16 protein-coding genes and 1 pseudogene are annotated in these 18,036 nt (G+C 59.5%); 15 read left to right on the forward strand and 2 right to left on the reverse strand.

Annotation, left to right across the window (positions count from 1 at the left end; all coding sequences use genetic code 11):
- Nucleotides 1-49: 49 nt before the first annotated feature.
- Genes lpxD through lpxB form a run of 5 tightly spaced genes read left to right on the forward strand, consistent with a single transcriptional unit; the run spans nucleotide 50 to nucleotide 4,457 of the window.
- Nucleotides 50-1,117, forward strand: coding sequence for a UDP-3-O-(3-hydroxymyristoyl)glucosamine N-acyltransferase (gene lpxD, locus C7U61_RS09115; protein WP_106997785.1), 1,068 nt, complete (start codon nucleotides 50-52; stop codon nucleotides 1,115-1,117).
- Entirely contained in the window at nucleotides 1,110-1,583 is a 474-nt protein-coding gene (fabZ, locus tag C7U61_RS09120; protein ID WP_106997786.1) for a 3-hydroxyacyl-ACP dehydratase FabZ, read from the forward strand. Before lpxD ends, fabZ begins: the two co-directional genes overlap by 8 nt.
- The gene (gene lpxA / locus C7U61_RS09125; protein ID WP_106997787.1) at nucleotides 1,580-2,395 is read left to right on the forward strand and encodes an acyl-ACP--UDP-N-acetylglucosamine O-acyltransferase; all 816 of its coding nucleotides are present in this window, start codon (nucleotides 1,580-1,582) and stop codon (nucleotides 2,393-2,395) included. Before fabZ ends, lpxA begins: the two co-directional genes overlap by 4 nt.
- 2 nt (nucleotides 2,396-2,397) lie before the next feature.
- Complete coding sequence (locus tag C7U61_RS09130; protein WP_106997788.1) at nucleotides 2,398-3,279, forward strand: LpxI family protein; 882 nt, start codon at nucleotides 2,398-2,400, stop codon at nucleotides 3,277-3,279.
- Complete coding sequence (gene lpxB / locus C7U61_RS09135; RefSeq protein ID WP_106997789.1) at nucleotides 3,276-4,457, forward strand: lipid-A-disaccharide synthase; 1,182 nt, start codon at nucleotides 3,276-3,278, stop codon at nucleotides 4,455-4,457. The genes C7U61_RS09130 and lpxB overlap by 4 nt, the downstream gene beginning before the upstream one ends.
- A gap of 26 nt (nucleotides 4,458-4,483) precedes the next feature.
- Here lpxB and gltA read toward each other — a convergent pair whose 3' ends face one another.
- Entirely contained in the window at nucleotides 4,484-5,773 is a 1,290-nt protein-coding gene (gltA, locus tag C7U61_RS09140) for a citrate synthase (RefSeq protein ID WP_015339806.1), read from the reverse strand.
- 528 nt (nucleotides 5,774-6,301) lie between these two features.
- Here gltA and C7U61_RS19630 point away from each other — a divergent pair.
- Nucleotides 6,302-6,748, forward strand: a pseudogene (locus C7U61_RS19630) (DUF4131 domain-containing protein); the annotation flags it as partial.
- 301 nt (nucleotides 6,749-7,049) lie between these two features.
- Complete coding sequence (locus tag C7U61_RS19635) at nucleotides 7,050-8,534, forward strand: ComEC/Rec2 family competence protein (RefSeq protein WP_245410777.1); 1,485 nt, start codon at nucleotides 7,050-7,052, stop codon at nucleotides 8,532-8,534.
- Nucleotides 8,535-8,550: 16 nt separating this feature from the next.
- Here the strand turns inward: C7U61_RS19635 and lexA are convergent, their stop codons facing one another.
- On the reverse strand, nucleotides 8,551-9,273 hold the full coding sequence (lexA, locus tag C7U61_RS09150) for a transcriptional repressor LexA (protein WP_106997790.1): 723 nt from the start codon (nucleotides 9,271-9,273) through the stop codon (nucleotides 8,551-8,553).
- 407 nt (nucleotides 9,274-9,680) lie between these two features.
- On the opposite strand from lexA, the gene C7U61_RS09155 reads away from it, so the two are divergent.
- The 8 genes from C7U61_RS09155 (at nucleotide 9,681) to C7U61_RS09190 (ending at nucleotide 18,001) form a co-directional block, all read left to right on the forward strand.
- Nucleotides 9,681-10,568: a VOC family protein gene (locus C7U61_RS09155; RefSeq protein ID WP_106997791.1), complete on the forward strand. Its 888-nt coding sequence runs from the start codon at nucleotides 9,681-9,683 to the stop codon at nucleotides 10,566-10,568.
- Nucleotides 10,565-11,404 (forward strand): 3-deoxy-8-phosphooctulonate synthase, encoded by an 840-nt coding sequence (kdsA, locus tag C7U61_RS09160; RefSeq protein ID WP_106997792.1) that lies wholly within the window; start codon nucleotides 10,565-10,567, stop codon nucleotides 11,402-11,404. Before C7U61_RS09155 ends, kdsA begins: the two co-directional genes overlap by 4 nt.
- Before the next feature lie 148 nt (nucleotides 11,405-11,552).
- Nucleotides 11,553-12,827 (forward strand): phosphopyruvate hydratase, encoded by a 1,275-nt coding sequence (gene eno, locus C7U61_RS09165; RefSeq protein WP_106997793.1) that lies wholly within the window; start codon nucleotides 11,553-11,555, stop codon nucleotides 12,825-12,827.
- A gap of 218 nt (nucleotides 12,828-13,045) precedes the next feature.
- Entirely contained in the window at nucleotides 13,046-13,357 is a 312-nt protein-coding gene (locus tag C7U61_RS09170) for a septum formation initiator family protein (protein ID WP_106997794.1), read from the forward strand.
- A 157-nt stretch (nucleotides 13,358-13,514) separates the two neighbouring features.
- The gene (gene pdhA / locus C7U61_RS09175; protein ID WP_106997795.1) at nucleotides 13,515-14,558 is read left to right on the forward strand and encodes a pyruvate dehydrogenase (acetyl-transferring) E1 component subunit alpha; all 1,044 of its coding nucleotides are present in this window, start codon (nucleotides 13,515-13,517) and stop codon (nucleotides 14,556-14,558) included.
- 18 nt (nucleotides 14,559-14,576) lie between these two features.
- Nucleotides 14,577-15,959 carry a pyruvate dehydrogenase complex E1 component subunit beta gene (locus tag C7U61_RS09180; protein WP_106997796.1) on the forward strand — a complete coding sequence of 461 codons (1,383 nt, stop codon included), beginning with the start codon at nucleotides 14,577-14,579 and terminating at the stop codon, nucleotides 15,957-15,959.
- 15 nt (nucleotides 15,960-15,974) lie between these two features.
- Complete coding sequence (locus C7U61_RS09185; protein ID WP_106997797.1) at nucleotides 15,975-17,333, forward strand: pyruvate dehydrogenase complex dihydrolipoamide acetyltransferase; 1,359 nt, start codon at nucleotides 15,975-15,977, stop codon at nucleotides 17,331-17,333.
- A 26-nt stretch (nucleotides 17,334-17,359) separates the two neighbouring features.
- Nucleotides 17,360-18,001 carry an SGNH/GDSL hydrolase family protein gene (locus C7U61_RS09190; protein ID WP_106997798.1) on the forward strand — a complete coding sequence of 214 codons (642 nt, stop codon included), beginning with the start codon at nucleotides 17,360-17,362 and terminating at the stop codon, nucleotides 17,999-18,001.
- The last annotated feature ends 35 nt before the right edge of the window (nucleotides 18,002-18,036 follow it).

An 18,036-nucleotide genomic window follows, 5' to 3' on the forward strand; every position in this document is an offset into this window, starting at 1 on the left:
TCGGCAGTCCAGAACTGCGGGCTTGAACACCGTTCTGGAGCTGGTGCTTATGGAACATACTGGTTTTTTCCCGCTCCATGGTGGCGTCAGCTTGAAACAACTGGCTGAGCATCTTGGGGCGGAACTGGCTGATGCGGCCTCCTCGGAGGTCGTGATCAGGTCTATCGCCCCCGTATATCGGGCCGGCGAGGGTGATATTTGCTATATCCTATCCCGAAAGAATCGTGCTGAGCTGGAGACCTGCAAAGCTTCGGCGATCATTTGTCTTCCGGCGCTGAAATCTTTCGTTCCCGATCATATCCCGGTGCTTCTGTCGAAGAAGCCTCATACGGATTTCGCCATTGCCGGTGCGTTGCTGCATCCGCAAGCCATGCGGCCGGTCGCGTTCACCGCGAACCCGGCGGCGATTTCGCCGGCTGCAACGATCGATGCGACCGCGAAGCTGGAAGCCAATATCGGCATCGAGCCGGGTGCGATCATCGGTCCTGGCGCGGAGATCGGCGAGGGGACCTACATCGGCCCCAATGCTCTCATTGGGCCGGGCGTTAAAATCGGGCGCAATTGCAGCATCGGTGGGGGCGCGAGCATCCTTTGCGCCTATCTCGGTAACGGCGTCATCATCCATAATGGCGCACGGATCGGCCAGGACGGGTTTGGCTATGCGCCCGGGCCGCGCGGCATGGTCAAGATCGTGCAGATCGGCCGCGTCATCATCCAGGACAATGTCGAGATCGGTGCCAATACGACGATCGATCGCGGCACCATGGATGATACCGTGATCGGCGAAGGCACGAAGATCGACAATCAGGTCCAGATTGGACATAACGTTCGCATTGGCCGCCACTGTGCTATCGTCAGCCAGGTCGGTATAGCCGGAAGTACGGTGATCGGCGATGGCGTACAGATTGGCGGTCAGGCAGGGCTCAACGGGCATATCCACATCGGCGACGGCGTGCAGATCGGTGCTAAGAGCGGCGTGATGAACAGCATCCCGGCGGGTGAGCGCTATGCAGGGCTTCCGGCGAGGCCGCTTTGGGATTTTCTAAGGGAATCGGCGGAGATCGCGAAGCGGTCAGGAGCCAGAGACAAGAAAGACGGGAGTGCGGAGCATGACTGAGGAAGCCAAGACATCGCTGTCGTCGGCTGACATCATAGAAATTATGAAGCTTTTGCCGCATCGCTATCCTTTCTTGATGGTCGACAAGATCATCGAGATCGATAGCGATAATTCCGCGATCGGCATCAAGAACGTGACGGCGAACGAGCCGCAATTCACCGGTCATTTTCCGGAATCGCCGATCATGCCGGGCGTGCTGCTCATCGAAGGCATGGCGCAGACTGCCGGTGCGATCTGCGCCCGCAAGGACGGCATCGGCGGCAATCTCGTCTACTTCATGACGATCGACAATGCCCGTTTCCGCAAGCCTGTCGTTCCGGGTGATCGCGTCGAGTTCCACGTCGTCAAGCAGAAGCAGCGCGGCACTATTTGGAAATTCCATTGCGATGCCAAGGTGGACGGTTCTCTGGTCGCTGAGGCCGATATCGGTGCGATGATCGTGCGGAAGGATCAGGAACAGGCATGAGCAGCATTGCAAAAAGCGCCCGCATCCACAAGCTGGCGGTCGTCGAGGATGGCGCAGTCATCGGCGAAGGTGTGACGATCGGTCCGTTCTGCTATGTCGGTCCCAAGGTGGTGCTGCATGACAATGTTCAGCTGCTCAACAATGCTGTCGTGACCGGCCGTACTACGCTCGGCAAGGGAACGAAGATCTTTCCGATGGCGGTTGTCGGCGGTGATCCGCAGAGCGTTCATCATCACGGCGAAGAGACGACGCTTGACGTCGGCGAGAACTGCACGATCCGTGAGGGCGTGACGATCAACACCGGTACGGCCGATTACGGCGGCAGGACGATCGTCGGCAACAACAACCTGTTCCTCGCCAATTCGCACGTCGCGCATGATTGCCGCGTCGGCAACAATGTCATCATGTCGAACAACGTCATGCTGGCCGGACACGTTACCATCGAAGACCGCGCCATTCTTGGCGGCGGCTGCGCGGTGCACCAGTTCACCCGTATCGGCAGGCAAGCCTTCATCGGGGGCCTTACGGCTGCCAGCTACGATGTCATCCCTTACGGCATGTTGAACGGCAATCCCGGCGTGTTGTCCGGGCTGAATGTCGTCGGGATGACCCGCGCAGGAATAGATCGCGCCGTCATTCACCGGGTTCGCCGTGCCTACAAGAGCATCTTCGAAGGCGAAGGATCCATCCGCGAAAATGCGGTCGCTATCCGCGAAGAATATGCCGATTGCAAAGAAGTAATTGAAATTCTCGATTTCATTGCTGCCGACAGCGACCGCGCGCTTTCATCGCCGAATCGCGGCAAGAGCTGAGGGTGGTTTCGGCCAGCGAAAACGGCAAGGGCAGGCTGGCGATCATCGCGGGCAGTGGGCTTTTGCCGGTTTACGTCGCCGACGCCGCCCGTCAGGCCGGTGAAAACCCCGTTATCATCGCTTTGACTGACGAAGCCGACCGCGACTGGTCCGCTTTTGATCATGCCAATCTCGGCGTCGGCAATTTCGCCGGTCTCGAGGCGATGTTCCGCCGGCATGGCGTCGATCGCGTCGTTATGTCGGGTGGTGTTGCCCGGCGTCCCTCTTGGCGGCAGGTGCATCCGACTTGGCGTGTGATCAAGGAATTGCCCTCCACCATCCGCACCCTTCTTTCGGGAGGGGACAACGCCGTTCTGCAGATGGTCATACGACTGATCGAGGCTGGAGGCGTTCGCGTGGTGGGTGCGCATGAAATTGCGCCGGATCTCCTGGCGACGACAGGTCCTTTGGGAAAAGTCTTGCCGGCGGACGAGGATATCCGCGATATCGCCCAGGGCGCAAGGGCCGCGGATGCGCTGGGGCTTCTGGATGTCGGGCAAGGCGCCGTCAGCGTCGGCGGCCGCGTTGTCGCGCTTGAAGGCGCCGAAGGCACCGATAAGATGATCGAGCGAGTTGCCGAGCTCCGTGCGGCCGGACGCATATCGACGCGCCGGCGCGGCGTGCTCGTCAAACTCTGCAAGCCGCAGCAGGATATCCGGGCCGATCTGCCGTCGATCGGTGTTTCCACGATAGCGAACGCCAAGAAGGCGGGGCTCGCCGGTATTGCGGTCGAAGCCGGCAGAGCGCTGATCCTCGACCGGCAAGCCGTGATCGCCGCTGCGGATGAGGCGAGTATTTTCGTCTGTGGCATCGATCGAGGCCTGAGCGCGGAGGGCTTCATGTGAGCGCAGCCTCTTTGAAGCTTGCCGTTGTTGCCGGGGAAGTCTCCGGCGATCTGCTGGGCGGTGATCTGGTCGCGGCCCTGAAGCGGCGTCACCATGGTCCGGTCGAACTGGTGGGTGTCGGAGGCGAGGCGCTGGAGGCGCAGGGCCTGCGCTCGCTTTTCGATTATTCCGAGCTCTCGATCATGGGCTTCATTCAGGTCATCAAGCGGCTGCCAAAGCTACTGGGCCGCATCCGACAGACGGCAGATGCGATCATTGCCGCAAAACCGGATGTGCTTGTGATCATCGATAGTCCGGATTTCACCCACCGTGTTGCCAAGCGCGTGCGTAAGGCTTTGCCCGACCTGCCTGTTGTCGATTACGTGTGCCCTAGCGTCTGGGCGTGGAAGGAATATCGCGCGCAGCAGATGCTCGCCTATGTCGACCATGTGCTGGCCGTCTTGCCCTTCGAGCCTGCTGCGATGCAGCGTCTGGGCGGGCCGACAACCACCTATGTCGGTCATCGCCTGACGGTGGACAGCAATCTGGTGGAAACTCGCCGTAAGCGGGCCTTGCGCGGTCTCGGCGACGCTGATGTGCTGAAGACGATCTTGCTTTTGCCTGGATCGCGTGCATCGGAGATAAGGCAACTTCTTCCCGTTTTTGAGCGGGCTACCGAAGAACTTAGTCGGCGAAATAATAATATCCGTTTTCTGCTGCCGACAGTGCCGAAGCAGGAGGCGCTGGTTCGCTCGTTGACGGCGAATTGGCAGCTCAAGCCGGATATAGTAGTCGGCCATGATGCCAAGTGGAGCGCTTTTGCTGAGGCCGATGCTGCCATGGCCGCCTCCGGCACGGTGATTCTGGAGCTGGGCCTAGCCGGCGTTCCGGTGGTCTCGACCTATAAGACCGAGTGGCTGGCGAAATTCGTGCTGTCGCGCATCAAGATCTGGACGGCAGCCTTGCCGAACCTCATCGCCGACTATGCCGTTCTGCCGGAGCTTATCAATGATGTTCTGCGGCCGGGCATGCTCGCTCGTTATATGGAGCGGCTGTCGAGCGATACACCGGAACGCGCGGCGATGCTTGCTGGCTATGATCTGGTCTGGCAGCGAATACAGACGAAGGAGCCGCCCGGCGATAAGGCGGCGCAGATCGTTCTGGATGTTTTAGCCCATAAAAAAACCGGTCATCGCTGACCGGTTTTTTGTTTGAATACCGAAGCTTAGCGCTTGGAAACAGGCACATATTCGCGCAGCGGAGCGCCCGTATAGAGCTGGCGCGGGCGGCCGATGCGCTGATGCGGATCCTCGATCATTTCGTTCCACTGAGCGATCCAGCCGACGGTGCGGGCAAGAGCGAACAGAACGGTGAACATGGTCGTGGGGAAGCCGAGAGCCTTCAGCGTGATGCCGGAATAGAAGTCGACATTCGGATACAGCTTCTTCTCGATGAAATATTCGTCCGTCAAAGCGATGCGCTCGAGTTCGATCGCGATGTCGAGCAACGGATCGTCCTTGATGCCGAGTTCGCCGAGAACCTCGTGCGCCGTCTTCTGCATGATCTTGGCGCGCGGATCGTAGTTCTTGTAGACGCGGTGGCCAAAGCCCATCAGGCGGAACGGATCGTTCTTGTCCTTGGCGCGGGCGATGAATTCCGGAATGCGATCGACGGTGCCGATTTCGTTCAGCATATTCAGCGCAGCTTCGTTGGCGCCGCCGTGAGCCGGTCCCCAGAGGCAGGCAATGCCTGCAGCGATGCAGGCGAACGGATTGGCACCGGAAGAGCCCGCCAGGCGAACCGTCGACGTGGAAGCGTTCTGCTCGTGATCGGCATGCAGGATGAAGATGCGGTCCATGGCGCGGGCAAGCACCGGATTGACCACATATTCTTCGCACGGAACGGCAAAGCACATGCGTAGGAAGTTGGACGCGTAGTCGAGATCATTCTTCGGATAAACGAAGGGTTGGCCGATATGGTACTTATAGGCCATGGCAGCGAGCGTCGGCATCTTGGCGATCATGCGCAGGCTTGCGACCATGCGCTGGTGCGGATCGGTGATGTCGGTGGAATCGTGATAGAAGGCCGAGAGCGCGCCGACACAGCCGCACATGACAGCCATCGGATGCGCGTCGCGGCGGAATCCGGTGAAGAAGCGCGACATCTGCTCGTGCACCATCGTGTGGTGGGTCACGCGATAATCGAAGTCCTTCTTCTGCGCGGCCGTCGGCAGTTCGCCGTAGAGCAGGAGGTAGCAGACTTCCAGGAAATCGCCGTGTTCGGCCAGCTGATCGATCGGATAGCCGCGGTGCAGCAGAACGCCTTCGTCGCCGTCGATATAGGTAATGCTCGATTCGCACGATGCGGTGGAGGTGAAGCCAGGATCATAAGTGAAAGTGGAGGTGTTCTTATAAAGGGCACCAATATCAATGACACTCGGGCCGATGGTTCCGGTCTTGACCGGCAGGTCCACCGTCTTTTCACCCCAAGTTAGTTTCGCGCTTTGTTCCGTCATGCTGATCCTCCAAGATTTGGCGGGATTGACGCCATAAAAAGCGCCAAAAGGTTAAGCGACTACCGACTAGCTATATGATCCAGAGCCTAATGCCAAGTTATCCTAACGCCGAATTGTGCAATGCAGTATCAACTTTTGGGCACTGCAGAAGCATCCTTGTGTGTGCTACGCCGGGAAACAGGCCCAATTGAGCTTTGTTCCCGCGGATTTCAGTTGAATTCACTGTATGGTGACGGCAAAAATCGCGCGTAAGCTGCAATTCGGCGTGGGGGCAGTCAGCGAGTGCCTAATTTGGAGGCATCCGACCAACAGGAAGAGAGCAGGGACGTTGCCGCGTCCCCGCAAGCTCGCACCTTTTCCACCACGATCGCCCTTCGCGGCAAAGCGGGACAATGGGAACGAACACAGGATCTGGCGCCGCTGACGTCGCGTTTCCTGCACGTTCCGAAGCGTCTTGGCCAAATTGTCCTCGGCTTGATTGCGGAGGAGGCGGCCCATGGCCGTGCTGTTCTTTTCGCGCCGATCTACATGGGCTTGGGGGCGATTATCTGGTTCGAGGCACAAGTCGATCCGCCTCCGCAGGCGGTTCTTGCAGGCCTCGCCCTGTTTGCTTTGGGCTTTTTGCTAAAACGCGATGCGGGCAGGCTGCTCCACCATACACTTTTTGCCGGTATGCTCATCTGCCTGGGCATGGCGCTCGCGCAGTGGGAAAGCTGGCGGGCTTCCACCGTGATGCTCGATTCGGCCGTGACGACGACCGTGACCGGACAGATCGAGCGGCGGGAATCCTATGACAACGGGCGCTGGCGCTATGTCGTCCGCGTCGAGACAACGGAAAAACCTTCTATCCGTCGCGCGCCGCAGCGGGTTACGCTCTTCGTGCGCAAGCAGGCGGAGCCATTCGATCTGGGTGACCGAATCCGGGGCAGGGCACGCCTGACGCCTCCGGCCGGGCCGGCATTGACCGGTCTCAACGATTTCGCCTTCAGCTCTTATTTCAACGGCATCGGTGCGAACGGCTTTGCCTACGGAACGCCGGAGTTGTTGTCACCATCCGGTGATAATGCTGCCGGTTCGTTACTGGACGCTGCCGATATCTGGCTCGCGGGCCTGCGCAACAGCATAGGTGACCGCATCAGGCAAACCCTGCCCGGCGATACCGGTGCCTTTGCAGCAGCGCTTGTCACCGATGAGAGACGTGCAATCTCCAAGGATACGACCGAGGCGTTGAGAATTGCGGGCCCTCACCCACATCATCGCAATTTCCGGCCTCAACATGGCGCTGTCGGCCGGCATCTTCTATATCGGCCTGCGGTATCTGTTCAGCCTGTTTCCCGGCGCCGTCCAGGCTTGGCCGACCAAGAAGTTCGCGGCTTTCGGCGCGCTTCTCACTGTAACGGCCTATTACCTTGTTTCCGGCTTCGGCGTCTCCGCCGAACGCGCCTTCATCATGATGGCGATTATGCTGGTAGCCGTGCTTTTCGATCGGCCATCGATCAGTCTGCGCAATGTGGCGCTCTCAGCCATCGTCATCCTCGTCTTGTCACCGTCTCAGGTACTCGGGCCGAGCTTCCAGATGTCCTACGCCGCAACGCTGGCGCTGGTATCAGGCTATTCGCTCTGGAAACGGCGGCGTCATCGTGAAAGCATTGCTTCGCGCATCCGTTTGTTGAGCCCCTTGCTGTTCGTCACGCGCTTCTTCGGAGGCGTGACGTCGACCTCCTTCATCGGCGGTGCGTCGACAGCGATCTTTTCGATCGAACATTTTCACCGGTTGGCGACATACGGACTTGCTGCCAATCTCGCGGCCATGCCCGTCGTCTCTTTCATCGTCATGCCGTTCGGCATGATGGCGATGCTGCTGATGCCTTTCGGAATTGATGGACCGTTCTGGAAAGTCACCGGCGAGGGACTGGCGCTTGTGATCGCCATTGCGAAAACGGTGGCAGGCTGGGGAGGCGACATCACCTTCGGCCGACAGCCCGGCTGGCTGATGCCGACCTTCATAGCCGGCTTCCTGATCATGAGCATGTTGCGGACCCGGCTCCGCCATCTGGGCCTGTTGCTGCTGCTGTCATCTGTCGGTATGGCTGCGTTCGGCTCCGGCGTGCCGAAGCCGGATCTGATGATTTCGGAAGATGGCGTCCTCGTAGCCTTGCGTCAGGATGACATTCTCGCCACCAATCGCGAGAGACCACAGGCCTTCATCTTCGAGCAATGGCAAAAAGCCCTGGTGGCGGCCGAACATCAGCCGCCGACCATGCTTGCGGCCGATGACCGACTTCCGCAGATCGGCAAGACGGAGCGGCACAGACGATTAAGTGACGAAGAGCAGAAGGCGGTCGGTACCGCAATGGCGGAAGCCCTGGACCGCACCATGCAGGGCAGCTTTGCCTGCCAGAAGGCATCTTGGTGCGTAGCCATGCTTAAAAATGGCGCGATACTGGTCACCATCGAAAATGCTGCCTATCTGCCCGCGGCTTGCGATACCGGGAATATTATCGTGACGCCCATCCGGCTGCGGCTGGATCATTGTCGTTCCGGAGCGATGCTCGTAACCGGTGCGACATTGCGCAAAACCGGCTCCATCGAAATGGTCCTTACCGCCGACAAGCCCATCATATCAGCCGCATTCGAGAACCCGCAGCGCCCATGGACCCGACATCGGACTTATGATTGGCGCACCGGCAAATTCGACACGCCAATTGCAAAGGTATCGCCCGTCGTCGATAATTCACCGGTTAGTGATAACGACGAATAAGGCCAACGAGCTTGGGTTAGTGATAACGACGAATAAGGCCAACGAGCTTGCCCTGTACCTTGACGCGGTCCGGTCCGAAGATGCGGGTCTCATAGGCGGGGTTCGCGGCCTCAAGCGCGATGGAAGCGCCCTTGCGGCGAAAGCGCTTCAGCGTCGCCTCTTCGTCGTCGACGAGCGCCACGACGATGTCGCCCGGGTTGGCTGTCGTCGAATTACGGATGATGACGGTATCGCCGTCGAAAATGCCCGCATCGATCATCGAATCCCCTCGGACTTCCAGCGCATAATGCTCGCCGGAGCCAAGCATGTCGGCGGGCACGGTAATGTCATGGGTGTTGTTCTGTATGGCCGAGATCGGAACGCCGGCGGCGATCCGGCCCATCACAGGCACGGATGCAGAGCCGTTGTGATCCTCATTTGCCACCTTCGGCGGCGCAGGCGGGGCAACAGGCTGCGGCTTGCCGAGACTGCCCTCGATGACGCTCGGCGAAAAACCGCGGCGTGGCTGCAAACTTGGATTATAGGCATCCGGCAGCTTGATGACTTCGAGCGCCCTGGCCCGGTTCGGCAACCTGCGGATAAAACCGCGCTCCTCCAGCGCCGTGATCAGACGGTGGATGCCGGACTTGGATGCCAAATCCAGTGCATCCTTCATCTCGTCGAAGGATGGCGGAACACCGGATTCCTTCATGCGTTCGTGAATGAAGAGAAGCAGTTCCTGCTGCTTGCGCGTCAACATCGTTTTGGAACCCCAGAATCAAAAAGCCCGTGAAACAAATCCAGAACAGACACTATATGTTCCATATGTGTTCCGCAAGTACTTAAATTTCAGTAAAGCCTTGTAGAACAATTAAATAATTGCAATTTACGAATAGATGGGCTTCATGCGTAGAGACGTCATATCTACCGCGACGATTTGAAAAATATGAGAAATGCCCTCGGTAGGTTCCGAGGCTCGATCGGCCTCTTCAAGAAGCGGATCGATGATGCGCGTCATCACAGAAGCCCGGCTGCAGGTGAGAATCGGCCATCACGTTTGCGAGATTGCCTTCGCTCCTGTTCTCTGCATAGAGCGTTCCGTGCTGGTATCTTGAATTGAGCGAAGGATGGGCGCAAATCTGCTGCCGCAGGCAAACAGGAGGAACCATGATTTCGTCACCGCATCCGCTGGATCATCTCGTGCTGCCGACCGTGGACATCGCTTTAGCGCGCGAGCGTCTTGGCCAACTCGGTTTCACGGTGGCTCCGGATGCGCGTCACCCCTTTGGGACCCAGAATGCCTGCGTCTTCCTTGCCGATAAGACCTATCTCGAGCCTCTGGGTGTGGTATCTCCGGAGCAGTACGAGAAGAGCATCATGGATGGCAATGTTTTCGTCGCCCGCGACCAGGCTTATCGCTTCCGCGTGGGGGAGGATGGCTTTTCGGCCGTGGTGTTCGGCACGGACGACGCGATGACCGATGACGAGCGCTTCAAGGCGTCGGCGATTTCGGCGGGGCGAATGCTGGATTTCTCCCGCCCCATGAAGATGCCGGATGGAACCGAAACCACGGCCGGCTTTCGTCTTGCCTTTGCCGCCGATCTGCGTGCGCCGGATTTTCTTGCCTTCTGCTGTCAGCGCATCAATCCGCTTCCCGCTGACCGCAGCGTACTGGAGCATCATGAAAATGGGGTGACCGGTATCGCAAGCGTCGCGCTTTCCGCACCGCAGCCGGCCGCCTATCGCCGCTTTTTCGAAGAGGTTGCCGGCGGCCCGCAAATAACGGAGCATTCCTTCGGCTTGACCGTCAAAGCAGCGAATGCCGATCTCGAGATTCTAACGCCGGAAGGCATGGAGGCTTTCTACGACCTGCCCGTTTCCGCTGACGATCCGGGACTCAGGGCACGGGCAATCCTTTTCAAGACGCGCGATCTTTCCGTGACATCGTCGCATTTCGCTGCTAACGGCGTCACCTATACGCGTAAGAGCAATCGTCTTTTGGCGAGGTTGGCGCCCGGTCAGGGCGCGTTGTTCGCCTTCGAGGAGATAAAATGAGCACGAATTCGGAAGTCACCGTTGGCGAGGGTGCGTCCAACGTCCTCTTTTCCAATACCGCGAAGCTGTCGCTGATCGCCGGTCCTTGTCAGATGGAAAGCCGCGATCATGCCTTCATGATTGCCGGCGTGCTGAAGGAGCTCTGCGGCAAGCTCGGCATCGGTCTTGTCTACAAGTCCTCCTTCGACAAGGCGAACCGCACTTCGCTGTCCGGCAAGCGCGGCATCGGTCTGGAAAAGGCGCTGGAAGTCTTTGAAGACCTGAAGAAGGAATATGGTTTTCCGGTCTTGACCGACATTCACACCGAAGAGCAGTGCGCCATCGTCGCCAAGACGGTCGATATCCTCCAGATCCCGGCTTTCCTGTCACGCCAGACCGATCTTCTGGTCGCCGCAGCCAGGACCGGCCGCGTCGTCAACGTCAAGAAGGGTCAGTTCCTCGCCCCCTGGGACATGAAAAACGTGCTTGCCAAGCTGAACGACAGCGGCAATCCGAATATTCTTCTCTGCGAGCGCGGCGCCTCCTTCGGTTATAACACGCTGGTCTCGGATATGCGTTCGCTGCCGATCATGGCGGCAATGGGCGCGCCCGTTATCTTCGATGCGACCCATTCCGTGCAGCAGCCGGGCGGGCAGGGCGGTTCGACCGGCGGCGACCGCCGCTTCGTGGAGACCTTGGCGCGCGCGGCCGTTGCCGTCGGTGTGGCCGGCGTCTTCCTTGAAACGCATGAGGATCCGGACAATGCCCCATCCGATGGCCCGAACATGGTCTATCTGAAGGACATGCCGCGGCTTCTCGAGAAACTGCTGGCCTTCGACGCCATCACCAAGGCCTGAAGCGTAACCGGCATTCAACAGGCTGACATGAACTTGCGTTACGGGCCTGCAGGAGTGCCAAATCGCGGTGCGGATCGCCATTGTAATTTCCGCGCCTTCGATTAAGACGATTTAAATCGATTTATAAACCAGCGAGCAGGAAGCTATCATGACCGCAATCACCGACATTATCGCCCGCGAGATTCTCGACAGCCGCGGCAATCCGACCGTCGAAGTCGATGTCTACCTCGAAGATGGCAGCATGGGCCGCGCGGCGGTTCCGTCGGGTGCGTCGACCGGCGCACATGAAGCCGTCGAGCTTCGCGATGGCGGCAAGCGCTACCTCGGCAAGGGTGTCGAGAAGGCCGTCGAAGCCGTGAATTCGGAAATCTTCGACGCGATCGGCGGCATGGATGCTGAAAACCAGATCCAGCTCGACAACATCATGATCGAGCTCGATGGTACTCCGAACAAGTCGCGCCTGGGCGCCAACGCCATTCTCGGCGTCTCGCTCGCCATTGCCAAGGCCGCTGCCCAGAGCGCCAACCTGCCGCTCTACCGCTATGTCGGCGGCGCTCACGCCCGCCTCCTGCCGGTTCCGATGATGAACATCATCAACGGCGGCGCCCATGCCGACAACCCGATCGACTTCCAGGAGTTCATGATCCTGCCGATCGGCGCAGACTCGATCCGCGAAGCCGTCCGCATGGGGTCGGAAGTCTTCCACGTTCTGAAGAAGGAACTGGCATCGCAGGGCCATAACACCAACGTCGGCGACGAGGGCGGTTTCGCACCGGGCCTTTCCAGCGCTCCGGCCGCCCTCGACTTCATCATGAAATCCATCGAAAAGGCAGGCTACAAGCCGGGCGATGAAATCGCTCTCGGCCTCGACTGCGCCTCGACCGAATTCTTCAAGGACGGCAAGTACGTTCTCGAAGGCGAAGGCCGCACGCTGGAATCCGGCGCCATGGCTGAATATCTGGCCGAACTCGCAGCCAAGTACCCGATCGTTTCGGTCGAAGACGGCATGGCTGAAGACGACTGGGAAGGCTGGAAGACCCTGACCGACCTCATCGGCAAGAAGACCCAGCTCGTTGGCGACGACCTGTTCGTCACCAACTCTGCCCGTCTGCGCGACGGCATCCGCATGGGCGTTGCCAACTCGATCCTCGTCAAGGTCAACCAGATTGGCTCGCTGACCGAGACCCTCGACGCCGTCGAAACCGCGCACAAGGCCAATTACACGGCCGTCATGTCGCACCGCTCGGGCGAAACGGAAGATTCCACGATCGCGGATCTCGCCGTTGCCACCAACTGCGGCCAGATCAAGACCGGCTCGCTGTCGCGCTCCGACCGTCTTGCCAAGTACAACCAGCTCATCCGTATCGAGGAAGCGCTCGGCCCGCAGGCAAAATATGCCGGCCGCTCCATCCTGCGCGGCTGATATCCGATCAGTCGGATTCATCCCGGGTCCGAGGCAAATTATTCTCTTGGATTGAACCGCGCCCCCGGGCGCGGTTTTTTGTTGGGCCGTGCAGTTAGAGTCAACGGACGGTTAATCTCTACGGATTAAATTAGCTATAGGTATTTGATTTGATGTGATCTTATTCGAAGCGCATTGCTTTGGGGAGATTGCGTAAAGCCAGAGCGTGACGAGCGAGTATGTGGACAAAGTATCATAAGAAGAGAAGGTTCGGCCGTCTCATCCTTCCCGCCATTACCATCGCTTTCGTGAGCTATTTCGGTTATCATTGCATTCATGGCGACTATGGCTTGAAGGCAACCGAAGTTTTCGAGAAGCGGCGCATCGATCGCGCCAAGGAACTGGCTGATCTTGTCGCCAAACGCGAGCACCTCGAAAAAGAGGTTGCCCTTTTGAGTGACGGCTCGTTGGATAAGGATATGCTCGATCAATATGCACGCTATCAATTGACTTATTCGAAGGCGAACGAAATCGTCATCTTCAACAAATAGCCACAATTAACCGAATTCCGGTTAATTGAATTTTTGCAAGTTATATCAATAATTTGCAATGAATATGAGCCATGCAATTATAGCATTGCTGTGGCGGTCAATCTTCCCTATGTTACGCCTCACCATAAAACGAGGCTACTCACACAGGGAGGGTTGAATGGCGCCGCGAAAAACCGCGACCGTTTCCAGCCGTAAGACAGCATCAAGGCCTGCTAAGGAAACCAATGGCGGCCCGATCGCAGATTTCGATCGCGATGCGGAGCTCAAGGCTTATCGTGAGATGCTCCTGATCCGCCGCTTCGAAGAGAAGGCCGGTCAGCTTTACGGCATGGGTTTCATCGGCGGCTTCTGTCACCTTTATATCGGCCAGGAAGCCGTCGTCGTCGGCATGCAGATGGCGCTGAAGGATGGCGACCAGGTCATTACCGGCTATCGCGACCACGGCCATATGCTGGCAACCGGCATGAGCGCCCGTGGCGTCATGGCCGAGCTCACCGGACGCCAGGGCGGTTATTCCCGGGGGAAGGGCGGCTCCATGCACATGTTCTCCAAGGAAAAGAACTTCTATGGCGGTCACGGCATTGTCGGCGCGCAGGTCTCGCTCGGCACCGGTCTCGGCTTCGCCAACTGGTATCGCGGCAATGACAATGTCAGCGTTGCCTATTTCGGCGACGGCGCGGCAAACCAGGGTCAGGTCTACGAAAGCTTCAACATGGCGCAGCTCTGGAAGCTGCCGGTGATCTTCGTGATCGAAAACAACCGCTACGCCATGGGCACGTCGACGGCTCGCGCCACGGCCCAGGCCGATTTCTCAAAGCGCGGTGCATCCTTTGGCATTCCGGGCATCCAGGTCGACGGCATGGACGTTCGCGCCGTCAAGGCTGCGGCCGATGAGGCCGTCGCGCACTGCCGTTCCGGCAAGGGCCCGATCATCCTGGAAATGCTGACCTACCGCTACCGTGGTCACTCCATGTCCGATCCGGCCAAGTACCGCTCCAAGGACGAAGTGCAGAAGATGCGCTCCGAGCATGACCCGATCGAGCAGGTCCGTGTTCGCCTGCTCGAAAAGGGCTGGGCGACCGAGGACGATCTGAAGGACATCGATAAGGATGTCCGCGATATCGTCGCCGATAGCGCCGATTTCGCTCAGAACGATCCGGAGCCGCATGCATCCGAGCTCTACACCGACATTCTGCTCTAAATCGGGGAGGGACGATCCATGCCCATCGACATTCTCATGCCCGCCCTTTCTCCGACGATGGAAGAGGGTACCCTTTCGAAATGGCTCAAGAAGGAAGGCGACAAGGTCGTTTCCGGTGACGTCATTGCCGAAATCGAAACCGACAAGGCCACCATGGAAGTGGAAGCCGTCGATGAAGGCACGATCGGCAAGCTGCTGATCGACGCCGGCACCGAGGGCGTCAAGGTCAACACCAAGATCGCTATCCTCTTGCAGGACGGCGAATCCGCAGATGCCATTTCGTCCGCAAAGGCTGCGCCCGCAGCCGAGCCGGCAAAGACCGAAGCGCCAGCCGCCGCTCCGGCACCGGCCGCTGCACCGGTTCCTGCCCAGCCGAAGGTCGCTGCTCCTGCCGATCCGGAAATCCCCGCCGGCACGGAAATGGTGTCGATGACGGTGCGTGAAGCGCTGCGCGACGCAATGGCCGAAGAAATGCGCGTCAACCCGGACGTCTTCGTCATGGGTGAGGAAGTCGCCGAATACCAGGGCGCCTACAAGGTGACCCAGGGCCTGTTACAAGAGTTCGGCGCACGCCGCGTGATCGACACCCCGATCACCGAGCATGGCTTTGCCGGTATCGGCGTCGGCGCTGCGATGGCCGGCCTCCGCCCGATCGTCGAGTTCATGACCTTCAACTTCGCCATGCAGGCGATCGACCAGATCATCAACTCCGCCGCCAAGACGCTCTATATGTCCGGTGGCCAGATGGGCGCTCCGATCGTCTTCCGCGGTCCGAACGGCGCCGCTGCCCGCGTCGGTGCTCAGCACAGCCAGGACTATGCTGCCTGGTACAGCCACATTCCGGGCCTCAAGGTCGTCATGCCATACACGGCAGCCGACGCCAAGGGCCTGCTCAAGGCTGCCATTCGCGATCCGAACCCCGTCATTTTCCTCGAAAACGAAATCCTCTACGGTCAGCATTTCGATGTGCCGAAGCTCGATAATTTCGTTCTGCCGATCGGCAAGGCCCGCATTCATCGTCCTGGCAAGGACGTCACCGTCGTCTCCTTCGGCATCGGCATGACCTATGCCACCAAGGCTGTTGCCGAGCTGGAAGCCCAGGGCATCGATGTCGAACTCATCGACCTGCGCACCATCCGCCCGATGGATCTTCCGACGATCATCGAATCGGTCAAGAAGACCGGCCGCCTGGTCACCGTCGAGGAAGGCTATCCGCAATCCTCCGTCGGCACGGAAATCGCCACCCGCGTCATGCAGCAGGCCTTCGATTATCTCGATGCGCCGATCCTGACGATCGCCGGCAAGGACGTACCCATGCCATACGCCGCCAACCTCGAAAAGCTGGCGCTCCCGAGCGTCGCCGAAGTGGTCGATGCGGTGAAGGCCGTTTGCTACAAATAAGGGGAGGGCTCATCGATGCCTATCAACATCACTATGCCTGCCCTCTCGCCAACCATGGAAGAGGGCAACCTCGCCAAGTGGCTGGTCAAGGAAGGCGACAAGATCAAGTCCGGCGATGTGATCGCCGAGATCGAGACTGACAAGGCAACGATGGAAGTCGAGGCTGTCGATGAAGGCACCGTCGCCAAGATCGTCGTTCCCGCCGGCACTGAAGGCGTGAAGGTCAATGCCTTGATCGCCGTGCTTGCCGCCGATGGCGAAGATGTCGCCGCTGCGGCATCCGGCGCTGGCGCCTCTGCTGCCCCCGCAGCCAAGGAAGCTCCGAAGGCGGAAGCAGCACCTGCTGCAGTTCCGGCTCCGGCAAGCGTTTCGGCTCCTGCGGCTGCACCTGCACCCGTTGCATCGGCTCCGGCAGCGAACGACGGTCATCGCACCTTTGCTTCGCCGCTCGCACGCCGCTTGGCCAAGGAAGCCGGCATCGATGTGACTGCGGTTTCCGGCACGGGCCCGCATGGCCGCGTAGTCAAGAAGGACATCGAAGCTGCCGTTTCCGGCGGCACCGCCAAGGCTGCTTCTGCAGCAGCACCGGCTGCACAGCCGGCAGCAGCCGCTGCTCCGGCAGCACCGAAGGGCATGTCCGATGACGCCGTGCTCAAGCTGTTCGAGCAGGGTTCCTACGAGCTCGTGCCGCATGACGGCATGCGCAAGACCATTGCCAAACGTCTGCAGGAATCCAAGCAAACGATTCCGCACTTCTACGTCTCTGTCGATTGCGAACTCGATGCACTGCTGGCGCTCCGCACGCAGCTCAACGATTCCGCGCCGAAATCGAAGGATGGCGTGCCGGCCTACAAGCTTTCGGTCAACGACATGGTCATCAAGGCCTTGGCGCTGGCGCTGCGCGATGTTCCGGATGCCAACGTCTCCTGGACCGACAGCGCCATGGTCAAGCACAAGCATGCCGATGTCGGCGTCGCCGTCTCCATTCCGGGCGGATTGATCACGCCGATCATCCGCAGCGCCGAGCAGAAGACGCTCTCCACCATCTCCAACGAGATGAAGGACTACGGCAAGCGCGCCAAGGAGCGCAAGCTGAAGCCCGAGGAGTATCAAGGCGGTACCACGGCCGTGTCCAACATGGGCATGATGGGCGTCAAGAACTTCGCTGCCGTCGTCAACCCGCCGCATGCGACCATCCTGGCCGTCGGCGCGGGCGAACAGCGCGTCATCGTCAAGAAGGGCGAAATGGTGATTGCCAACGTGATGACCGTCACGCTGTCGACCGACCACCGCGCCGTCGACGGTGCACTCGGTGCCGAGCTCCTGGCAGCCTTCAAGGGCTACATCGAAAATCCCATGGGGATGCTCGTCTGAGCCTTGTTGCGACACGGAGGGCATGAATGACCAAGACTGTTCTGTGTTACGGCGACTCGTTGACATGGGGCTACGATGCCGAAACGGTCGGCCGTCATGCCTATGAAGATCGGTGGCCGAGCGTGCTGCAAAAGGCGCTCGGCAACGAGGTGCGGATCATCCCGGAAGGATTGAACGGCCGCACGACCGCTTTCGATGATCATCTCGCCGATTGCGACCGCAACGGCGCGAGGATACTGCCGACGATCCTGCAGACCCACAATCCGCTCGATCTCGTCATCATCATGCTCGGCACCAACGACATGAAGCCTGTCATCGCCGGTTCGGCCTTTGCCGCTCTGCAGGGCATCAGCCGTCTGGTCCAGCTGGTACGCAATCATGCCTGGGGGTTCGACTACGAGGTGCCCGATATCCTCATTGTCGCCCCGCCGGCAATTACCGAGACGGCCAATGCCGCCTTTGCAGCGAGCTATCTCGGCGCAGTCAAGGAATCGAGCAAGCTGCCGACGCTCTATAGCGATCTGGCCGACGAGCTAGGCTGCGGCTTCTTCGACGCCAATACCGCCGCCGTCACGACGCCGCTCGATGGTGTTCATCTCGATGCGGAAAACACCCGGGCGCTCGGTCGCGGCCTCGAGCCGATCGTGCGGATGATGCTCGGTCTCTGATAGATTCAAGGCGCCGGCTCCGATCCGCCGCCACC

Source organism: Rhizobium sp. JAB6 (assembly GCF_003024605.1).
Taxonomy (GTDB): Bacteria; Pseudomonadota; Alphaproteobacteria; order Rhizobiales; family Rhizobiaceae; genus Rhizobium.